Origin of the sequence: Microbacterium sp. LWO13-1.2 (assembly GCF_038397725.1) — a bacterium.
Classification (GTDB): domain Bacteria; phylum Actinomycetota; class Actinomycetes; order Actinomycetales; family Microbacteriaceae; genus Microbacterium.
Genome location: NZ_CP151634.1, coordinates 641,790 through 662,171, shown reverse-complemented (window position 1 = coordinate 662,171; position 20,382 = coordinate 641,790). Strand labels below are relative to the sequence as shown.

The window sequence follows — 20,382 nt, the reverse complement described above, 5'->3', positions numbered from 1 at the left end:
CGGGCGCTCACATGTGGGGAGGGGGAACGAGCGTGAAATCGTCGGGCCCTCCGGTCCACGACGAGCGCCAGCCGCGCTCTTCCGCGGCCTCGCGGAACCGCGGCATCCCCAGGTAGGAGAACGCGGCAGGAGCATTGGGGACGAGCCCGGTGATGAAGGTGCGCACGACGCGCAGAGCGGTCCGACGCACATCCGAGGTGGTGAGGTCACGGGTCAGGACTCGATGGCCACGAAGTCGAAGCCGCTCGTAGACGTCGGCCATCGTCGCCGGTCGCAGAGCAGTCAGTGGACGGATGCCGAGACTCGGCGATCGGAATCGGCGCGCCTCCTGATGGGTCGCCGGGTCGAGCCAGACCTGCACGTGCGCGCCCAGATCGATGACCTTCTCGAACTGCGGCCCGGCGGCTGCGGCGTAGTCGGCGTCCGGTCGGAAGTCGAGGGTGAGTCCCTTCGCCATCAGACCCTCGGCGACCGCGCGGAAGACCCAGCCGTCGGCGCTCGTGCATCCCTGTGTGTAGATCCAGGTGTGCACCGCTTCCAGCACGGCCTTGCGGGCCGCCCGCTCGGGATCGAGAGCCGACGAGAACCCCGCAGCGTAGATTCCTCTCTTCTCGTCGTAGACCAACGCGGCGACGGCCGGCGCGAACTCGGAGGGCATCGCCACCAGCCACACCTGCAGGTCACTTCCGCGGAGGTCGTCCACGAGACCGGGAACGGTCGCCGGATCGATGCCGAACGTGGGGCCGTCCAGGTGCCACCACACTTCGAGGGCGTCGCGTTCGATGATCTCGAGCACACCCCGGTCGCGTGCATCGTCGACCCCCGCCCCGGTGGCGATGCCGGCGTAGTTGAGATGGTGCGTGCGCGGGAGCGAACGGAACCTCGACTGCCGCCAGTTCAGGTACACGAGGGATGCCGGGAGCCACAGGGGCTCGCCATCGAGATCCACGCACCGGGACCAGAGCGTCGGTGTATCCGCCCGCAGGGGCTCATAAGGAAACCTCGGTCGCGCGAGCTGCCAGGACGAGAACCGGGGGAGATCTTCGGCTGTCGCGCAGGGCAGACCGTCGGCGGTCAGGTCGGCCGAGGTGCCCACGCGCAGCTCCGTCGGGGGGAGGTCGGCGGGAAGCCAGTTTCCGCAGTACCGCTCGACGCCTTCGCCGATGGCGGCGATGCGCGCCTGGGCGACATCGCCGAATGATGTGCCGAGCGAGACCCGGTCGGCCGGCCATTCACCCAGGCGCCGCGCATCCGACACCGACGCGGTCAACGCGAGATAGGCGTGCGGGGCGCCCTCGGGGTGCTCCACGGCGCGCACCGAACGGATGATTCCGCATTCGGCGTCGACGAGCGACTCTGCAGACAGCAGCGCTGTCGGTGGCGGTGGTGCGTCAATGCGCGGCATCATGGTGTCCTTTCGTGGCGCCAGTCGCCGAGATCGGTGTCGAACACCGAACGCGATCGTCGACTGTCGGGGAGATCGATGACGGCATCCGCGATGTCGCCGGCGACGAGTCCGTTCTTCGCCAGCCACGCGTCGAGAACACCGCCGAGCCCGCCGGCCGCCTTCAGCCGAGCGCGGAGCGTTTCGTCGGTGATGCCGGCGCTCAGGCGATGCCCCCATGGCCCATCGACGACGTGCACCGGTCCTTGCCATGCACTCGCCAGGAGCCCGGCATCCGAGAAGAAGAAGTCGTCGTCACCGCGGACCAGCATCAGAGGAACAGAGACAGAGCCGTATTCGTGGCGCAGATCGAGGCGCGAGGCCGACCAGAGTCGCCGCCATCCGGCGAGAGTGCCGTCGGGCCAGCCCCATTCCTCGGCGGCCTTCTGCGCGCCGATCGTGGCCGCGCGTTCGACCCGGTCGGCGAGTTCGGCGGCGGAGAGTGCGGGCAGGGAGCGCGGTCCGCGCGCATGCTGATGCCACCAGCCGATGCGGTGCCAGAGCTGCGGCTCGCCCTGCTCGTCCCACGCGGTCTCGGCGAGGCCGAGCGCCGGGACCTGGAGCGCGAGGGCCTGGGCGTGCCCGGAGTGCGCTGCTTCGAGGGCGGTGTGCGCGGCGTACGATCCGCCCGAGAAGACGAGGGGGAGCCCGGGGTTCTCGGCGGCGACAGCATCCGCCGTCGCGCAGCCGTCGCGTCGTTCGGTGAGGTAGGGGTTCCACGAGCCGTCGGAGGAATGCCGGCCGCGGACGTCCTGGATGATGCAGCGGAAACCTCGACGAGTCCAGGCGAGCGCCGCCTCGGCATGGCGCCAGGCGCCGTAGGGCGTCCGGATGAGGACGACGCCGCGGATCGAGGGCGGATCCCAGCGCCACCCGCGCAGCGTTGTGCCGTCCTCGGCCAGGCAATGGTGGGGGTGCGCGCCCCGGGGCGGCGTCACGCCAGGACCGATCGGGGTGCTTCGGGGTAAGCGACGACGGTGTGCTCGGTCACGGTCCCGGTCGCCGGGACGAGCTTCCACAGGGTGCGGCGGAACGGTTCGAGGGCATCACTGCCCTGCGCCCAGGCAAGCAGGATCTGCAAGACCCGGGCGACGGCGAGAGCTGAGGCTGCGGCGTCGATGGGCGTGCCGGCGTCGGCGACGTTGCGCTGCCAGGCATCGACCTCGTCCGGAACGAGGCTCGCGGCGACCCGCCGTCGAGAGACCTGCTCCGACGTGGCGTCGCCTGCTGTCATGGCGAGGGGGTCGATGAGCACGCACTCTCCCTCGCGGTACACGCGGAGCCAGGCGACGCCGCGGCCGGGCAGCGCATCGAACCGCGTCCAGCGGGAGCGTTCGCCACCGTGGTCGGCGTAGGCGAGCACGAGAGTCGCATCGCGGGGTGGACCTTCGTCGGCTCCCAGTCGGGTCGTGCGGATGCCCCACGCGTCGAGCGCGATCGTCAGATCATCGAGGACTCGGCCTTCGCCGAGCAGGCAGACGGAGCGGCGATGCGGGGGCCACCTCGTGGCGTCGTCGGCGGCGTCTCGTGCACCGAGTTCCGCGGATAGGCGTTCGAGGTAGGCGCGCTGGAGCTCTCGAGCCCGCTCGGGCGCCCGGGTGAGAGCATCCTCAAGGCCTTCGGGCTGCGCGCTCAGAACGGCATAACGACCGGTGCGCATCCGGACGACGCTTCGACCGTCATCGCTCGCGATGAGGTGCGCCCCGTGGCCGGCGAGGGGGATGACCCGGCGTTCTCGACTCATTCGACTCTTCCTTAATAGCCCGGCCGGACGCGCGTGGCGCCCGGCCGGGGGTGGTCACGTCAGACGACGTGGGACAGCACGGTGATCAGTCGAAGGGGTTCTCGACCAGCGCGTTGGAGTGCGTCGCCGAGAGGTGGGCCAGCTGCTCGGTCTCTTCGATCTCGGAGAGGATCTGCTTGTCCATGAGTTGCTCCTTCTGTGGGGAATTCCGCTCGGCGGTCTCGCCGAGCGGGTTCACGAGGTGAACGGCTTCGACTCTAAATGATAATGATTCTCAATATCCACTAATGTTTCAGGCATGCCCTCTTCGCACCCTCTCCTGGTCGCCGATTACCGCGCAGATGTCGTTTACGCGGTCGACGGTTCGCTCCCGCGTGTCGTCGTCGAGGCGACGCTCGCCGAGCACGCCGGATTCCTCGCGCTGCCGAAGGGCGCGAGCGGTCGCTGGGCGTTCGCGGATGACGCCGACGGCGCGCTCGTGGTCGGTGACGACTCCTCGGTGCGGCGGATCCCGATCGCGATCCCCGCCGAGCACATCGCCTGCGACCACGACGGTCGACACGTGGTCGTCACCTCGGGCATGGGGATGAATGAGGCTCCGTGGAGCGATGTCGTCACCGTCGTCGACCTGGTGCGCGAGAGTTCCGTGCGCTTCCGGGCGAGAACCGGTGAGCCCGGCGTGGTCGTCGCCGCGGATCAGACCACGGGGGAGCCGACGATCCTGCTGCGCCACCGCGAACCCGGCGCGATCGAAGCGGTGCCGCTGGGGTCGGCCCTCGAAGTCGGCCCGCATGTGCCGGTGCTTCGGGGACGGATCCTGGATGACCTCGCGGCAGACGGTCACGGTGATGTCGTGCATCCGCAGTCGGGGATCATGGCCGTGGCGACCGGTCGCGGACTCGAACGATTCGTCGTCGATCGCGGTGAGCCCCGCGCTCTCGGAGTGATCCCCTGGCCGGGAGACGGCAGGCCGTACTACCTACGGCTCGACCCGGACAGCGGGCATGCGACGGGCATCGTTCGAGGCGGTCCTCCTGCGGCCGGCGCCTGGGCACAGTGGACCAACACCTTCGTCGACATCGATCTCGACACCGGTGCCACGCGTTCGGTGCCGTTGCCGTCGGGTCTCGCCTTCCGCTTCGCGCTCGGCGCTGGAACGGCTGCCGTAGCGGTCATCCACCCCGACGGCGATGCCGTGGTCACCGTCGACAGGGGCGACGATCGCGTGGCGCAGCACCTCCCGATCCCGGCGATGACGCACCCGCCGCGTCCCGGTCATCTGCCGTGGGATTCCGTCGACGGCATGCCCGCGCAGCGCCGGTCGATCGCTCTCGACCCGTCCGGTGACACGATCGCGGTGACCAGCGGTGGCGATTCCCGCCTCCTCCTCATCCGCGGCGGCGATACCGAGATCGTGGAGTTCCCCACGCCGCTGAACGAGGGCGGACACCTTTTCTGGGCGGCATCCGACCGACCGCTGAACGACCTGGTCGGCCGATGAGCGCGCTCACGGATTCGCTCTCGGCCGCGCTCTCGCAGGGGGAGCAGTACGGGCGTCCCGGCCTTCCGAACGCGGGATTCGCGCTCGGGCGCAAGGCGGGGCGGATCCGCCGCGGTGTGTACCGGAGCGACGGGCGGTGCGTCACTGAGCCCGAAGGGCACCTCCACCGGATCGCGCCGTCGCCGGACGGTCGACTGATCGCTGCCGAATGGGCCGCGGCTGCCGACGAGAACGCCGTACTCGCCATCATCGACGTGCATACCGGAGAGATGCGCGTGCATCCGGACATCCGTCTTCGTTACGACACGGTCCTCTGGAAGGCGGATTCGCGGCGGCTCGAGGTCGTCGCGAGCAGGGACGACCAGATCGTCAGCCTCGACGTCGAGAGCGGCGAGTGGGAGGCGACCGTCACCGACCAGGGCACCCGCGTACGTTTCTTCCGCGGCGGTCGCGGCGGGCTGCTGGCTCGACGTGCGACAGACGGGGGCACGGTGCTCATCGACCGCGCGTCGGACACCTGCCTGGGTACGTTCGCCGCGCTGTTCCGGGCGATGCCCCTCGCAGACGGCATCCTCGTCTGGCGCGATGCGGGCCTGGACGCCGTCGACATCGACGGCGGCATCCGGTGGAGATGGGACTCCACCGAGCAGATCATCGACGTCGCTGTGCAGGGCGAGCAGGTCGTCGTGCTGATGGTGCGGGGCGGGCGGAGCGTCATCGTCACGCTCCGCGCCGGGCAGATCGTGTGCACACAAGAACTGACCGCCGGCCACGACGCCGTGTCGGCGACCGGGATCAGCGTGGACGCCGGAGTACTCCACGTCGCCGTGGAAGGACCACTGACTCCGCCGCAGATCGTCGAGTGCGACAGGATCGCGACCCTGGATCGACGCCCGGCGCCGGCGCCCTCCGGGGCGACCACGGTTCGGCACGAGATCCGCACCGATGACGGAGCGGATCTCGTGGTGCACGTCACGTCCGATCCGGATTCCTCCAGCCCGAGGCCCCTCATCCTCACCTGCTACGGCGGGTTCGGTGTTGCGTACCTGCCCGCATTCGAGCCGACGATCCTGGCATGGCTCGCACACGGCGGCGCGTACGCGACAGCGCAGCTCCGAGGGGGTGGCGAGCACGGCGTGCAGTGGCGGGATGCCGGGAGCGGGTCGAACAAGCACCGCACGATCGCAGATCTGGCCGCCGTGGCACGAGCCCTTGTCGATCGGGGGATCACCCGACCCGAGCTGCTCGTCCTGGTGGGGGCATCGCTCGGCGGCGTCATCGTCGCGAGCTGCGCGCTCGAGCATCCCGGCCTGTGCGCCGGGGTGGTGACGACCGGAGCTCCGCTCGATCTCCTCGGCCTTGGTGAACACCCTTTGGGAAGGCTCTGGAAGTCGGAGTTCGGCGATGACGGCACTCCGGAAGGGCGCGAGCGGGTGCGACGGATCTCACCGCTCGCGCAGGCGGAGGCGTTGCCGCGTGGGTCCGCGACCCCGGAGTTTCTCGGAATCGTGCTGGAGAAGGACACGCGCGTCATCGCTCGGGACACCGTGCGCACCGTGGAGGCGCTGCTGCGGGCGGGGGGCTCCGCGCGCATGTGGACAGCTCCGGCCGCGGGGCACGGTTCCAATGATCTGACGAGTCTCCACGAACTGGGACTGACCGTGCTGGACTTCGCCGCCCGCCTCACGATGGAGCACAGCGAATGATCGGCGCGGCACAGCCGACCATCCACAAGAAAGGCCGAGAACGAGGAAGCCGGCGCAGGCTCTCCCTGGCGATCCCGATCTCTGCGCTGATCGTGTCGATTCTCGCCGTGCTCGTCGTATCCGGAGCAACGGGGCAGGTCGAGGTCAGTGGGATCGACGCCGCGAAGATCGTGATCGGTCATCTGGTGGCCGACATGCCGTGGATGTCGGACGGCAGCCTGTCGACGCTGCAGGACCAGGCGGTGTGGCAGTTCCGGCTGCCGCGCGCGCTCCTCGCCGGGCTCTCCGGAGCCGGCCTCGCTCTCGCGGGGGCGATTATGCAGGTCGTCGTTCGCAATCCGCTCGCCGAGCCGTACATCCTCGGCGTCTCCTCGGGAGCGAGCGTCGGAGCGGTGCTCGTGATCGTCTCGGGTGGGGCGGCGTTCGCCGGACTCACGATGAGCGGCGCGGCCTTCGCCGGCGCCGTGATCGCCTGCATCCTGGTGGCGCTTCTCGCACGGCGCCGCGGTGAGCTGTCGCCGACCAGGATGATCCTCGCCGGTGTGGCGCTGGGATCACTGCTGAGTGCGGTCACGAGCTATCTCACGATCACGACAGACGCTCAGAACGTCGTGAGCGTGATGTTCTTCCTGCTGGGAAGCGTGTCAGCGGCGACGATGTCGTCGCTTCTCATCCCGGCGGTGGCTCTCCTGATCGCGTCCGTCGCCGTGTTCGGTCTCGCCAGGCCGATGAACGCACTGCTCGCCGGCGATGAATCCGCGCTCGCCGTCGGGGTGCGTACGACGCGACTGCGCGGGGCGCTCCTCGTCATCGCGTCGCTCCTCACCGGGGCGATCGTCGCCGTCAGCGGAGGCATCGGTTTCGTCGGGCTCGTGATCCCCCATGTCGCGCGCATCTTCGTCGGCTCCGATCACCGGCGGATGCTCCCCATCACCGTGCTCGCCGGCACACTCTTCCTGATGGTCGCCGACCTGCTCGCGCGCACGGTCGCCGCTCCATCCGAGATCCCCCTCGGCATCCTCACCGCCTTCGTCGGGGCCCCGTTCTTCCTCTGGCTGATGCGCCGGGGCGGCGAGAAAGCGGGAATCGACAGATGACCATCTCCTTCGAAGGCGTCGACGTCGCGCTCGGCGGTCGCGTCGTACTCCGCGGAATCGATCTGACGATCGGCCGCGGCCGGATCGTCGGACTCGTCGGTCCGAACGGCAGCGGCAAATCGACCCTCCTGCGCACCTTGTTCACCGGCCGTCGGCCTCTCCGGGGCCGGGTCTGCGTCGACGGCGATGACGTCGCAGAACTCGCACCTCGGGTGCTCGCACGGACAGTGTCGGTGATGCTACAGGATGCGCCGTCCGATTTCGATCTCACAGTGCGGGAGACGGTGCTCGTCGGCCGCGCGCCGCACCGGCCGCCCTTCACGCGAGACTCTCCGGAGGATCTGCGGATCGTCGACGAGTCGCTGCGCGCCGCCGACGTCGCCGATCTCGGAGATCGCCTGATGCGTCAGCTCTCCGGCGGACAGCGGCAGCGCGTGATGCTGGCCCGAGCTCTCGCGCAGGACGGCGAGATCCTCGTGCTCGACGAACCCACCAACCACCTCGACATCTCTCATCAACTCGACCTGATGCGCGTCGTCACCGGTCTCGGCAAGACCGTCATCGCCGCTCTCCACGACCTGAACATCGCGGCGTCATTCTGCGACGACATCGCCGTTCTCGACGCCGGGAACCTGGTGGCCTTCGGGCGACCCGACGTGGTGCTCACACCGGCGCGTGTGAGCGACGTGTTCCGCGTGACGGCACGCGTCGCGGTGGAAGAGGGCACGGGCGCCCGGGCGATGACTTTCCACCCTCTCACCCCCTCGGGCGGGAACCCCCCGCCCTCATCACCAAGGAGAACCGAATGAAACCCCGCACGCGATCCGCCAGCATCCTGATGACTGCACTGGGAGGGTTGAGCATCCTCGGTCTGACCGGATGCGGGGCGGGAGTCGCCTCCGCCCAGCCGCCCTCCTCATCGGCGGGCTCGGTCACGATCGAGAACTGCGGCCGCACTGTCGTGGTGCCCGAGGCACCGACCGCCGTGGTCGGCCTGCACCCCTCGCAGACCGAGCTGCTGCTGCGCCTGGGGCTCGCCGACCGGCTCGTCGGTCAGGCGCAGGCCACAGCGCAGGCGCTTCCAGCCGACGTCGCCGCACTGGCAGCCGATGTCCCCGTGCTCGGGGCGGACTCGCCGCCGAACCGCGAAGCGCTCCTCGCCGTCGAACCCGATTTCGTCTACTCGCCGACGACCTACGAGTTCACCGCCGAGCAGGGCTTCGCCAGCATCGAACAGCTGCAGGAGGCCGGCGTCGCCGCGTACGTCGCCACCGGTGGATGCTTCGAGCGACGCATGGAAGGAACGGTCGACGATCTCTTCATCGACCTCGAGAACCTCGGGACGATCTTCGACGTCGAAGACAAGGCGGAGTCTCTCATCGAGGAATCGAAGGCCGACCTCGCCGTGGTCGACGCCGCCGTGGAGCAGGTCGACGACAAGCTGCGTGTGGCGCAGATCTACGTCGACGGAACGTCGCTGACGGCGGTCGGCGCGGGAATCGAGTACGACATTCTTCGACGGGCCGGCGCCGACAACGTGTTCAGCCCGGAGGATGCCGCGTTCGGCGACTTCTTCGCCGCAGAGATCACCCCGGAATCGCTCGCGGCGGAATCGCCTGACGCTCTCGTGTTCGCCGTGACGGATCCGGCGCACGAGGCCGCCACCCGTGCGTACCTCACGGCCACGTTCCCCGACATGCCAGCGGTTCGCGACGGTCGCCTGATCGCCATCTCCACCGCAGACACATTCCCCGGCACGCTCGGGAACATCTCCGTTGTCCGCCAGATCGCGCAGGCGCTGTACCCCGACGCTTTCGCGTGATTCGGAACCGGAGGGCGGGTGCGGCGGACGGCCGCACCCGCCCGTCGAGCTAGAGCCGATCGACCGCGGTCACGGTGACGACGGCTTCGCCGGCCTCATCGGATGCCGCGAGGTCGACGGTCGCGGTGATGCGCCAGTCATGATCGCCGGCCGGGTCGTCGATGATCTGATGCGCGGTCCACACGGTCGTGCCCTCGTCGAGCAGCAGCAGCTTGGAGCTGCGGGCATCCGCGCCGGTGAGGATCTCGTCGTGCTCGGCGAAGTAGGCGTCGAGGGCGGTATCCCATCCGGACGCACCGAAGTCGGAGTCCAACTCGGCCAGCGCATCGACGTCTTCGCGTGCGGCCAGCTGCACGCGACGGAACAGCTCGTTGCGCACCAGGATGCGGAAGGCGCGTGTGTTGCTGGTGAGGCGCTTCGGCGCGGGCGGGACGATCGGTTCGTCGGAGCCGTGCGGCGGGATGTGCCCGGCGATCAGCTCCTCCCACTCGTCGAGCAGGCTGGAGTCGACCTGGCGCACCAGTTCGCCGAGCCACTCGATGAGATCGCGCAGATCCTCGGTCTTCAGTTCCTCCGGGATGGTCTGCGATGCCGCACGGTACGCATCGGAGAGGTAGCGCAGCACCACACCCTCGGAGCGGGCAATCTTGTAGTAGGCGACATATTCCCCGAACGACATGGCTCGTTCGTACATGTCGCGGACCACGGCCTTCGGATGCAGTTCGAAGTCGCGGATCCACGGCTGCGCGGCGCTGAACGTCTCGAAGGCGGCGGTGAGCAGTTCGTCGAGGGGCTTCGGATAGCTGATCTCCTCGAGCAGTTCCATCCGCTCGTCGTACTCGATGCCCTCGCGCTTCATCGTGGCGACGGCCTCGCCGCGAGCGAGGAACTCCTGCTGGCTCAGCACGGCACGCGGGTCATCGAGCGTCGACTCCACGATCGAGACCATGTCCAGCGCGAAGCCGGGCGCCTCCGGGTCGAGCAGCTCGAACGCCGCCAGGGCGAACGGCGACAGTGACTGGTTCAGGGCGAAGTTCGGCTGCAGGTCGACGGTGAGACGGATCTCCCCGTCGGCGGTGCGTTCGACGATGCCCGATTCGCGGAGCGTGCGGTAGATGCCGATGGCACGGATGGCGAGCTCGCGCTGGCGGGAACGCGGCTCGTGGTTGTCGTATACCAGTGAGCGCATATTGGCGAACACGTCGCCGCCGCGGCCGATCACATTCAGCATCATGCTGCTCGTGATCTGCATGTGCGAGGTGAGCGTTTCGGGGGTGGCGTCGATCAGCTTGCGGAACGACGGCTCGCCCCACGACACGAATCCGTCCGGTGCCTTCTTGCGGATGAGCTTGCGCTTCTTCTTCGGATCGTCGCCCGCCTTGCGGATCGCAGCCGCGTTCTCCGTCTCATGATCGGGCGCCTCGGCGACGACGGTGCCGGCGGTGTCGTACCCGGCGCGTCCGGCGCGGCCGGCGATCTGGTGGAACTCGCGGGCGTTGAGCTGGCGCATCCGGGTGCCGTCGAACTTCGTGAGTGCGGTGAGCAGCACGGTGCGGATCGGCACGTTGATGCCGACGCCGAGGGTGTCGGTGCCGCAGATCACGCGCAGCAGGCCGCGCTGGGCGAGCTGTTCGACGAGGCGGCGGTACTTCGGCAGCATGCCGGCGTGGTGCACGCCGATGCCGGCGCGCAGGAACCGCGACAGCGTTTTGCCGAATGCCGTGGTGAACCGGAATCCGCCGATCAACTCAGCGATCACGTCGCGTTGCTCCCGGGTGGCGATCTTTGTGCTGGACAGGGACTGGGCGCGCTCCATCGCCGCGGCCTGCGAGAAGTGCACGATGTAGATCGGCGCCTGGCCGGTGTTCAGCAGGTCGTCGATCGTCTCGTGGATCGGTGTCATCTCATAGAAGAAGTGCAGCGGCACCGGACGCTCCACGCCGGTGACCGTGGCTGTCTCACGGCCGGTGCGCCGGGTCAGATCCTCCGCCAGCACGGTCACATCGCCGAGCGTCGCCGACATCAGGATGAACTGCGCCTGCGGAAGCGTCAGCAGCGGCACCTGCCATGCCCAGCCGCGATCGGGGTCGGCGTAGAAGTGGAACTCGTCCATGACGACCTGGCCGACGTTCGCCGTCGGCCCCTGACGCAGAGCGAGGTTCGCGAGGATCTCTGCCGTGCAGCAGATGATCGGCGCATCGGCATTGACGGCCGAGTCGCCCGTCACCATGCCGACGTTCTCTGCACCGAAGACGTCGACCAGGGCGAAGAACTTTTCGCTCACCAGGGCCTTGATGGGGGCGGTGTAGTAGCTGCGGCGTCCGGCCGCGAGGGCCGCGAAGTGCGCGCCGACCGCGACGAGCGACTTGCCGGTGCCGGTCGGTGTGCTGAGGATCAGGTTGTTCCCCGACACGATCTCGATGACCGCCTCGTCCTGTGCCGGGTACATGCTGATGCCGGTCGACTCGACCCACTCCGCGAAGGCCAGGTAGACGGCATCCGGGTCGGCGGCATCGGGAACGGCGGCGGGATCGAGCCGCGAAGGGGAAGTCATGGTCCTTCGATCATCCCCTACTGCTGGTGTCCATAACTCAGGAAGAATCGCCTGTGGTGACGATCACACAGCCGTTTCGGGGCCTTACGGGGCAGATTCTCCGGAGTTATGGACGGGCTGACGCTCAGACCGAGGTCGCCGCACGCAGCGCGATGCGGATCATGTCGCCGAACGTCTGCTCGCGCTCCTGCGCCGTCGTCTCCTCGCCGGTGACGATGTGATCGGAGACGGTGCAGATGCTGAGTGCACGCCGACCGTAGTACGCGGCCAGTGTGTACAGCCCACTCGTCTCCATCTCGACTCCGAGTACCCCATGCTTCACGAACGGATCGTTGAGCTCGGGGCGGGTGCTGTAGAACTGATCGCTCGAGAGCAGCAGGCCGACGTGCACCGCGCTGTCGAGGGTCATCTGCTCGCTCGCCTCGACGGCAGCGCGCAGCAGGCCGAAGTCGGCAACCGGCGCGTAGTCCAATCCGTGGAAGCGCACCCGGTTGATCCCGGAGTCGGTGCAGGCGCCGTTGGCGATGATGATGTCGCGCACCGCCAGGCGCTCGGTGAGTGCGCCGCATGAGCCCACGCGGACCACGGTCTGCACGTCGTACGAGTCGAACAGCTCGTTCACGTAGATCGCCATCGACGGCTGCCCCATGCCGGAACCCTGCACCGAGACGCGGTGGCCCTCCCACGTTCCGGTGAATCCGAGCATGCCGCGGGTCTGCGAGTACAGCTCGGCGTCCTCGAGGAACGTCTCCGCGATCCACTTCGCCCGCAGCGGGTCGCCGGGGAACAGCACGATGGGAGCGATCTGGCCGGGCTCTGCGGCGATGTGGGTGCTCATGTGATCAGCGTAGTGAGGGCGGATGCTGCACCGGCGTGATGGCGCTGCCGCGACCGCACGCGGTCGGCGACATCCCCGTAGGACGGCGACGGTACACCTGTCTGCTCAGATCTCGGATGCAGGTCGAGAAGCACGGTTTCGACCTGCATCTGTGTTTTGGGCATGCACGTGTTCCGCGGGGCGGGCGGATGCTCAGGCGGGCGGCGGCGCCGTCGATGACCGCACGACGAGCGTGGGGGTGATCGGCGGGATGTCGCCGACCGGATCCGTGCCCTCGATCTCGGCGATCAGACGCAGCGCGGCGGCCCGGCCGAGCGCCTCGAAGGGCTGACGCACCGTGGTGAGCGCCGGGGAGGCGTAGGCGGCGAGGGCGATGTCGTCGACGCTGACCACGGAGACCTCCTCCGGCACGTTCCGGCCGGCCTCGTGCAGGGCCCGGATGACGCCGAAAGCCATCTCGTCGCTGCTGACGAACACGGCGGTCGCCCCGGGGATCGCGGCGATCGTCCGGCCGGCGCGATAGCCGGATTCCGGTGTCCAATCGCCGGGGATGACCGGCGGCGGCGTGATGCCGCGCTCGGTGAGCACCTGCTCCCAGACCTGGCGGCGCTGTACGGTCTCGGCCCAGTACTCGTCGCCGGAGACGTGCCACACCGTCTGATGTCCGAGATCGAGGAGGTGCTCGACGGCGAGCCGGGCGATCTCGTTCTGGTCCACGGCCAGCGGCGCGCCGGTCTCCAGGGTGACGCGATCGGTGCGGGTCGCCGGGGTGCGCTGTGTTCGCGTTCTCATCGAGGGGCTGTCGAGTTCGACGGGTACGCCGAGCACGATGCCTTCGGCGCCCTGGCGTTCCAAGCGGTCGAAGGCGTCGAGGAAGGCATCGCCGGATGCGTGATCGGCGACGGCCGCTGTGGTGACGGTATAGCCGTTCGCGGCCGCGGCCTGCTCGATGCCGACGCCGAGGGCCGCCGAAGAATACCGATCGGTCGAGACGACGATCACACCGAGGATGCGGGTGCGCCCGGACGCGAGCGAGGCTGCTGCGGCGTGCACGCGGTAGCCGAGCTGCTCGACAGCGGAATGCACGCGGCGGGCCGTGTCAGGACGGACGTTGTCCAGTCCCGACATCACCCGGGAGACGGTCTGGGCCGAGACTCCGGCCAGGCGGGCGACATCCACCTGGCTGGGGGCACGATCCTCAGGGGCGCGGCGCGGAGACATGGGCCCATGGTAGCGATCATTCGGCGCAGAGACGGGATGCTGGAGCGACAGCGGTGCGATAATGTGAACGCAAACACTGCCTCAGGAGCTTCATGACCGACACCCTCATGCCGGCCGCACACGCGGCCGCCCGCACCACGTCGACGCTGACGTGGCGCGACGGGGAGATGCTGCGTGACGGACGTCCGCATCGCATCCTCTCCGGAGCGATCCACTACTTCCGTGTGCACCCCGACCAGTGGGAGGACCGGCTGCGCCGGCTTGCCGCGATGGGGGCGAACACCGTCGACACCTACATCGCCTGGAACTTCCACGAGCGCACCCAGGGTGATGTCCGCTTCGATGGCTGGCGCGATATCGAGCGGTTCATCCGCATCGCCGGCGAGGTCGGGCTCGACGTCTTCGTCCGGCCGAGCCCCTACATCTGCGCCGAATGGTCGAACGGCGGCATCCCGTTCTGGCTCAGCGGTCAGACGCCGGCCGTCCGGACAAGCGATCCGATCTTCCTCGCCGGCGTCGACGCCTGGTACGACGAGCTGCTGCCGCGGCTCGTGCCGCTCCAGGCCGCTCACGGGGGGCCGATCGTCGCCGTGCAGGTCGAGAACGAGTACGGATCCTTCGGGAGCGATGCCGCCTACCTGACGCACCTGCGCGATGGACTGCGTGCGCGCGGCATTGTCGAGCTGCTGACCACGGCAGACGGGATCACCGCGGACATGGTCCGCAACGGCAGCGTCGCAGGTGCCATGCCCACGTTCACGTTCGGAACCGGAGTCGCCCAGGCCCAGGAGCTGAAGCCCGACGATGTCGCACTCATGTGCAGCGAACTCTGGGGCGGCTGGTTCGATCACTGGGGTGAGCGTCACCACGTTCGTTCGGCCGACAGCATGATTGGCACCGTGGACGAGCTGCTGGACGCCGGGGGTTCCGTGAGCCTCTACATGGCTCACGGCGGCACGAACTTCGGTCTGTGGAACGGCGCGAACCACGACGGCATCCTCCAGCCCACCGTCACCAGCTACGACTCGGACGCCCCCATCGGCGAGGACGGCTCGCTGAACGCGAAGTTCCATGCGCTGCGTGCGGCGTTCGCGCCGTTCCACACCGAGCCGCTCCCGGCGATCCCGGAGCCGCCCCGTCGGCAGGCCGCGGCTCGTGCCGCTCTGGTCGCCCGGGCCTCGCTTCTGGATGCGGTCGGCGCGGCATCCGTCGTCGTCGAAGCGCCCGCACCGCTCACGTTCGATCGGATCGGAGCGGAGGACGGGTTCGTCGCGTATCAGGCCGACTGCACCTTCGACGTCGACGCGACGCTCAGCGTCCCCGTGATGCACGACCGTGCGATCGTGTTCCTCGACGAGCAGCGACTCGGTGTGCTCGAGCGCGATGGCTCGACCTCGCTCGCCCTCCCGGCCGCGGGTGGCAGCGGACGGCTGACCATCGTCGTCGAGAGCCTTGGCCGCATCAACTACGGACCCCGCACTGGCGAGGGCAAGGGCATCATGAACGGCGTGATGATCGGCCGCCGCTTCGTGCACGGTTGGACGCACCGCATCCTCCCGCAGGATGCGCCGTCGACGTCCGGAGCGGCGTCGGTCACCGGTGTCGCAACGGCGATGTTCGACATCGCCGAGCCCGCCGACGCCTGGCTCGCGTTCCCCGGCGGGGCGAAGGGGATGGTGTGGCTGAACGGCTTCCTCCTCGGCCGCTACTGGGAGATCGGCCCGCAGGAGACGCTGTACGCCCCGGCGCCCCTGTGGCGCGAGGGCCGGAATGAGATTCATGTGCTCGACACGGATCGCCTCGGCGATGTCGTCGAGATCCGGGAGCAGCCGGGCTTCGGCGAGGTCGAGGAGTTCATCGGCTCCTGAGCGCAGGCGATACAGCGAACCGCCCCGAGGTCGAAGCCTCGGGGCGGTTCTCATATGCGGGACGGTCGCCCGCGTCGCGTGAGCGCTGGTTGCTCACGGCACGAAGAAGGGCGGATGCCGAAGCATCCGCCCTTCCGTCTGCTCCGCGACTACGGCGCGCAGACCACCTTCGCGTCCGCCCAGTTCGCGTGGTCCCTGAAGTCCACGCCGTTGCGGTCCACGGCGAGCTCGAGCACGTCGACGCCGGTGACGTCGATCTCGATCGGCGTGCCGGGATCGCTCCACAGCACGGCCGCCGACTGATGCAGGAGAGCGTCATCGCCCGAGACCTTGTAGATCACGTTGCCCTCTCCCTTCTCGTCCTTCGAGTCGTCGAGTCCGAGCACGGCGGTGAAGGTCGTGCATGCCCCGCCGAGGTAGACCTTCACCGAGGAATCGGCGTGCGTGCCGAGCCCCTTGGCGAAAGCGACTCCGCCGATGGTGAGGGCCGTGCCGTCGCCGGCCGCGTTCTCGCCGTTCGACAGGTCCCGTTCGATCGGCCCCCACCCGTTGGTCTCGCTCAGGAAGGGGAGGTCGCTGACGAACGCCGTGCCCTTCGGTGCGACTGGATCTCCGCCGTCGACGGGGGTGTCCGAGCAGCGGAACTTCGCATCGGCCCAGTCGCCATGGTCGTTGCCGACGCCATCGCCCGCATCGCCCAGCACGAGGTCGACGAACTGCGCGCCCGTGATGTCGGCGCTGAGCTCGAAGGTCGTGCTGGTCGCCTTCATCACCGGGGAGGTGACGACGGTGCGGCCGTCGGCGATCACCGAGAAGGTCACGGATCCGCGCGTCGCCTGCTTGTCATCGATGCCGACGGAGCTGGTGAACGCCGTGCAGTAGCCGCCGAGGTAGTACCGGACGGTGCTCGCCGCATGTGCTCCGAGACCCTTCTCGTAGACGACCCCGTTGAGTGTGAGCGGCGAGCCGTCGCCGGCGCCCTGCTCTCCGTTGGAGAGGTCGGGTTCGACCGGACCCCACCCGTTCGTCGCCCGCACCCAGTCGTGATCGCTCGCGAACACGTCGCTCTGCGGCGGCTTGGGCAGGGTGCGCACGGTGGTGGTCGCGCTGATGCTCCGCTCACCGATCGGATCGACCGTCGTGCGGTACGACGCGTTCGCGATCACCGGATACGCCCCGTCAGCGGATGCCGGAGCGGTGATGCTCCAGGTCGTGACGAGTCGTTCGGTCGGAGCGAGCTCGGCCGCGGTAGCGGCGGTCCTCGCCTCTGCCGTCCAGCCCTCAGGCAGCTCCAGCGTCACCGCCACATCCGAGATGGGAGCGGGCTCGTCGGAGGTGAACGTCGTGACGAACTCCTGCGGAACGCCCTGCTGCACGACGTCCGGTCCGAGGTCGCCGCTCAACTGGGCGCATGCGGGGACGGAGTCGGCCGGGCCCAAGTCCTCCACGACGAAGTCGTCGAGGATCAGGTCGGCGACGCCGCCTCCCGTCCGCTGCAGACCGACGAACGTCGCGCCACAGGGGCTCGCGTCGATGATCTGCTCGAAGCGAGTCGTCTCGCGCACGGTGTCGAACGGCGTCGTCTGCGTCACCACCGGCCCGGTCGTCGAGTCGTAGCCGTTCACCCAGGCGTATTCGTCGGCGAGGGTCGACTGGTAGTCGAAGCTCACCCGGTAACGGTGGCCCTGCTCGAAGGGCACGGTGTAGTCGGACGTCCGGTAGACGAGCCCGGAGTTCTCCTCGTGCGCCATCAGCGACCAGTCGCCGTTCAGGATCGTGTCGATGGGACGATCGTTCCACCCGGCTTGCGTGTACGGCTCGTTCCGCTCGGAGATGTGCGTGCGCGGGTCGGTGACACCGCCGGCATCTCCCTTGAAGAACGGACCCCAACCGGCATCCACGTTCTCGAAGTCCTCGGAGACGACCACACCGTCACCGAGCTCGGAACCCGTGGTCTTGATCACGCGCACGTTGTCGATGCGCACCGAAGCGTCGCCAGCGCCGGCCGCGATCGTGACCGTCGGCTTCGTGCCGTCCTCCGGGATCGTGACCGTGGTCTTCAGGCGCTGCAGGTTCGTGCTGTGCCACTCGTCGGCGGCCACCGTGTTCGTGATCGTCGAAGCATCGACGGTCACCGATCCGTTCTCACCCCCAGGCACCTTCACGCTGAGCGTGGTGGGGCGCGTTGCACCCGGGTCGATGCCGACCCACGCGCTCACGGTGTAGGTACCGGCATCGAGTGCGCGCAGCTTCTGGCTGATCGCGGCCTCACCGGCTCCGAGCAGGGCCGAACGTCGGCCGAGGCCATCGAGCTCGACGGATGCCGCGCCCTGCGGGTTCCACGAGGCGAGGTCGGTCTCATTGAAGCCGGGGTCCTGCACCGGCGTGTGCTGCCCGAACTTCGCGGTCTGCGGAAGCGCGCTCGCGGCATCCGTCTTCGTTCCGGGCGCGAGCACGTACGGCTGCCCGGGCTGCGCGTCGATCGTGACAGCGCCGCCGGTGACCGGCAGATCGGCCACCTTGGTGCGGCCGTTGTCGCCCAGGGCGAAAAGCTGCAGCGAGCTGTTGCCGCTGAACTCCGAGGTCAGCTGCCAGGTGGTGCTGCCGCCGCTCGGGTTGTAGTGGTAGAGCTTGTCGCGGGTGTCCTTGTCTTTCGACGACCACGGCAGCAGGTACGTGTCGCCTCGAAGCACCTCGGCGCCCCCGTCGGTGATCGAGCGATCGGCGGCGGTGGTCCCGGTGACGCGCACGGCGTCCTCGAACTCGATCGCCTCGTCCGTCCACCGGGTGATCTCGTGGTGCTGGAGGTACTTGGTCGGCAGGTTCGCCTCCCACACGTTCTTCGTGAACGCGTTGTAGTCGTTCTGGCCCGTCCAGCCCTCGAACTCGATGATGTGGCTCGTGCCGAGCCGTGCGTCCGGGTTCCAGACGTCCGACTGCGTGTTGTTGACGAATCGGAGGATCTGGGAGTTGACGCCCTTGTTGCTCGATCCGCCGTACTTCTCGTCATTGGCCCAGTGGGACCAGGTGTTGTTCTCGGAGAGCTTGTCGGCCCACTCGGACCCGACGCGGAAGCCGTGGTCGACGAGCGAGTTCTGCAGGGTCTGTGCGAGCCATCCGAACTGGTAGTACACGTCGACATAGACGAAGTCGAGGTTGTCGTGGGTCGCGTCGGCGAGTTCGCCGATGCGCTCATCGAGCTGGCCGGAGACGACGTCGTGACGCTGGTCCATGTAGTACGACTGATCCAGCCAGTTCCAGCCCTTCGCGCCCTCGTCTGCGAGCGCGTCGCTGAACGAGTTCGCCTCCGGGTAGATCTCGGTGGCGTTGATGTGCACGCCGAAGGAGGCGTTCCACTTCTTGCCGGTCGCGACGGCCTCGTTGAGCTCGGCCAGTCCACCGGCGCGCTCGTTGAAGTTGTCGCCGTAGTCGGTGTTGGCCGAGTCGTGGCCCTCGCTGGTGTAGCCCTTCAGCATCGCGACCTGCCCGAGGCCGTCGGTCGCCAGCGAGATCCGCTTCACGTCGTCGAGCGTGCGCAGGAACGGGTGGGTCGCCTGCGAGGCGAAGTTGAACGGGATGTGCGTGATGACGTTGTCCGGCGTCTGGTCGCCCTTGTTCGGAGCTGTGCGGATGCCGCGCAGCGCGATGGCGCCGTCCTGCCAGTCCACGACATCGTCGGAGTTGGCGTCGGGGGTGATGGCGACCTTGACCCAGGGAAGCTCCTCCGTCGCTTCGGACTCTGCGGCGCGATAGAGCCACTGTCCGCTGGAGATTCCGACCTCGACCTGGCCGTCGGCCGCCGTGGCCTGGCGCCAGAAGTTCCCCGAGTCCTTCTGCGAAGGGCCGGAGGAGGTGTCGTACAGGGCGTTCGTGGTGAAGGCGGCGGCCAGCTGTCCGGTGTTCGCGATGATCGTGTTCGACGACTTCGGTGCGGCATCGAGCGGTGTCTCGGCCGTGACCGGCAGGAAGACGTCGCCGGAGGCGTTGCGGTCGACGGAGAGATTGGCCGCGGCGACGGCGGCTCCCGGCTCGGCGGACGAGACGGTGACGAGGTTGTGCCCCGGGATGCGCAGGCTCTTGACCACGCCGTCGGGATCGATGATCTCGGTGATCGCGAGCGTGACGACGTTCTTCTTCACGCTGAGTTCGGCGGTGAGCCGGACACCCGGCAGGTCACCGGGAGTGATCTGGTACCGCGCACTGTTCTTGCTCGTCTTCTCCGATGTGACCTCGACCGCGTGTGCGGTGCCGTTGATCTCGAGTGAGGTGAGCGCGGTGTCGTTGCCGTTCATCACGGCTCCGCTGTCGCGGTCGGTGTAGGTGATCACCTGGGGGAAGCCGCTGGACGCACGTACTTCCAGGGTGCCCGTGCGGAGCACGAGATCGGCCGAGGCCTCCGCGCTCCAGGCCGGGGACGCGGCGAACGGCGAGAGGCCGGCGGCGACGAGCGCGCAGCCCACTCCGATTCCGGTCAGTCGCCGCCTCGGGCGGTTCGGGGGATTCATCACTGGCTCTCCTTCGAATCAGCATCCGGAAGTCGGATCGTCACTGATCGTTGCAGGAAATGTTTGCGAAAACAAGGCTACG

The 20,382-nt window shown here is 68.5% G+C and carries 14 protein-coding genes; 6 read left to right on the top strand and 8 right to left on the bottom strand.

Annotation, left to right across the window (positions count from 1 at the left end):
- Positions 1-7 precede the first annotated feature (7 nt).
- The 4 genes from MRBLWO13_RS03110 to amiA all read right to left on the bottom strand — a co-directional run bounded on the left by MRBLWO13_RS03110 (position 8) and on the right by amiA (position 3,372).
- Positions 8-1,405 carry a YcaO-like family protein gene (locus tag MRBLWO13_RS03110; RefSeq protein WP_341976327.1) on the bottom strand — a complete coding sequence of 466 codons (1,398 nt, stop codon included), beginning with the start codon at positions 1,403-1,405 and terminating at the stop codon, positions 8-10.
- Positions 1,405-2,382, bottom strand: coding sequence for a CocE/NonD family hydrolase (locus MRBLWO13_RS03105; RefSeq protein ID WP_341976326.1), 978 nt, complete (start codon positions 2,380-2,382; stop codon positions 1,405-1,407). The genes MRBLWO13_RS03110 and MRBLWO13_RS03105 overlap by 1 nt, the downstream gene beginning before the upstream one ends.
- On the bottom strand, positions 2,379-3,188 hold the full coding sequence (locus MRBLWO13_RS03100) for a hypothetical protein (protein ID WP_341976325.1): 810 nt from the start codon (positions 3,186-3,188) through the stop codon (positions 2,379-2,381). The genes MRBLWO13_RS03105 and MRBLWO13_RS03100 overlap by 4 nt, the downstream gene beginning before the upstream one ends.
- 85 nt (positions 3,189-3,273) lie before the next feature.
- The gene (gene amiA / locus MRBLWO13_RS03095; RefSeq protein ID WP_341976324.1) at positions 3,274-3,372 is read right to left on the bottom strand and encodes a streptamidine family RiPP; all 99 of its coding nucleotides are present in this window, start codon (positions 3,370-3,372) and stop codon (positions 3,274-3,276) included.
- Between the two features lie 114 nt (positions 3,373-3,486).
- Here amiA and MRBLWO13_RS03090 point away from each other — a divergent pair, with 114 nt between their 5' ends.
- The 5 genes from MRBLWO13_RS03090 to MRBLWO13_RS03070 are packed head-to-tail and all read left to right on the top strand — an operon-like array spanning position 3,487 to position 9,314.
- Positions 3,487-4,689, top strand: coding sequence for a hypothetical protein (locus MRBLWO13_RS03090; protein WP_341976323.1), 1,203 nt, complete (start codon positions 3,487-3,489; stop codon positions 4,687-4,689).
- Complete coding sequence (locus MRBLWO13_RS03085; protein ID WP_341976322.1) at positions 4,686-6,395, top strand: prolyl oligopeptidase family serine peptidase; 1,710 nt, start codon at positions 4,686-4,688, stop codon at positions 6,393-6,395. Before MRBLWO13_RS03090 ends, MRBLWO13_RS03085 begins: the two co-directional genes overlap by 4 nt.
- Positions 6,392-7,492 carry an iron ABC transporter permease gene (locus MRBLWO13_RS03080; RefSeq protein ID WP_341976321.1) on the top strand — a complete coding sequence of 367 codons (1,101 nt, stop codon included), beginning with the start codon at positions 6,392-6,394 and terminating at the stop codon, positions 7,490-7,492. The genes MRBLWO13_RS03085 and MRBLWO13_RS03080 overlap by 4 nt, the downstream gene beginning before the upstream one ends.
- A complete protein-coding gene (locus MRBLWO13_RS03075; RefSeq protein WP_341976320.1) occupies positions 7,489-8,301 on the top strand; it encodes an ABC transporter ATP-binding protein in 813 nt (270 codons plus the stop codon). Before MRBLWO13_RS03080 ends, MRBLWO13_RS03075 begins: the two co-directional genes overlap by 4 nt.
- Complete coding sequence (locus MRBLWO13_RS03070) at positions 8,298-9,314, top strand: ABC transporter substrate-binding protein (RefSeq protein ID WP_341976319.1); 1,017 nt, start codon at positions 8,298-8,300, stop codon at positions 9,312-9,314. The genes MRBLWO13_RS03075 and MRBLWO13_RS03070 overlap by 4 nt, the downstream gene beginning before the upstream one ends.
- A gap of 49 nt (positions 9,315-9,363) precedes the next feature.
- Here the strand turns inward: MRBLWO13_RS03070 and MRBLWO13_RS03065 are convergent, their stop codons facing one another.
- From MRBLWO13_RS03065 to MRBLWO13_RS03055, 3 genes are all read right to left on the bottom strand, one after another.
- Positions 9,364-11,868 carry a DUF3516 domain-containing protein gene (locus MRBLWO13_RS03065; protein WP_341976318.1) on the bottom strand — a complete coding sequence of 835 codons (2,505 nt, stop codon included), beginning with the start codon at positions 11,866-11,868 and terminating at the stop codon, positions 9,364-9,366.
- A 124-nt stretch (positions 11,869-11,992) separates the two neighbouring features.
- Positions 11,993-12,706, bottom strand: a complete 714-nt coding sequence (gene deoD, locus MRBLWO13_RS03060; protein WP_341976317.1) for a purine-nucleoside phosphorylase — start codon at positions 12,704-12,706, stop codon at positions 11,993-11,995.
- 192 nt (positions 12,707-12,898) lie between these two features.
- Positions 12,899-13,927 (bottom strand): substrate-binding domain-containing protein, encoded by a 1,029-nt coding sequence (locus MRBLWO13_RS03055; RefSeq protein ID WP_341976316.1) that lies wholly within the window; start codon positions 13,925-13,927, stop codon positions 12,899-12,901.
- A 92-nt stretch (positions 13,928-14,019) separates the two neighbouring features.
- On the opposite strand from MRBLWO13_RS03055, the gene MRBLWO13_RS03050 reads away from it, so the two are divergent.
- Positions 14,020-15,795: a beta-galactosidase family protein gene (locus MRBLWO13_RS03050; protein ID WP_341976315.1), complete on the top strand. Its 1,776-nt coding sequence runs from the start codon at positions 14,020-14,022 to the stop codon at positions 15,793-15,795.
- 149 nt (positions 15,796-15,944) lie between these two features.
- On the opposite strand, the gene MRBLWO13_RS03045 is transcribed toward MRBLWO13_RS03050, so the two are convergent.
- Entirely contained in the window at positions 15,945-20,300 is a 4,356-nt protein-coding gene (locus tag MRBLWO13_RS03045) for an endo-alpha-N-acetylgalactosaminidase family protein (protein ID WP_341976314.1), read from the bottom strand.
- Between the last annotated feature and the right edge of the window lie 82 nt (positions 20,301-20,382).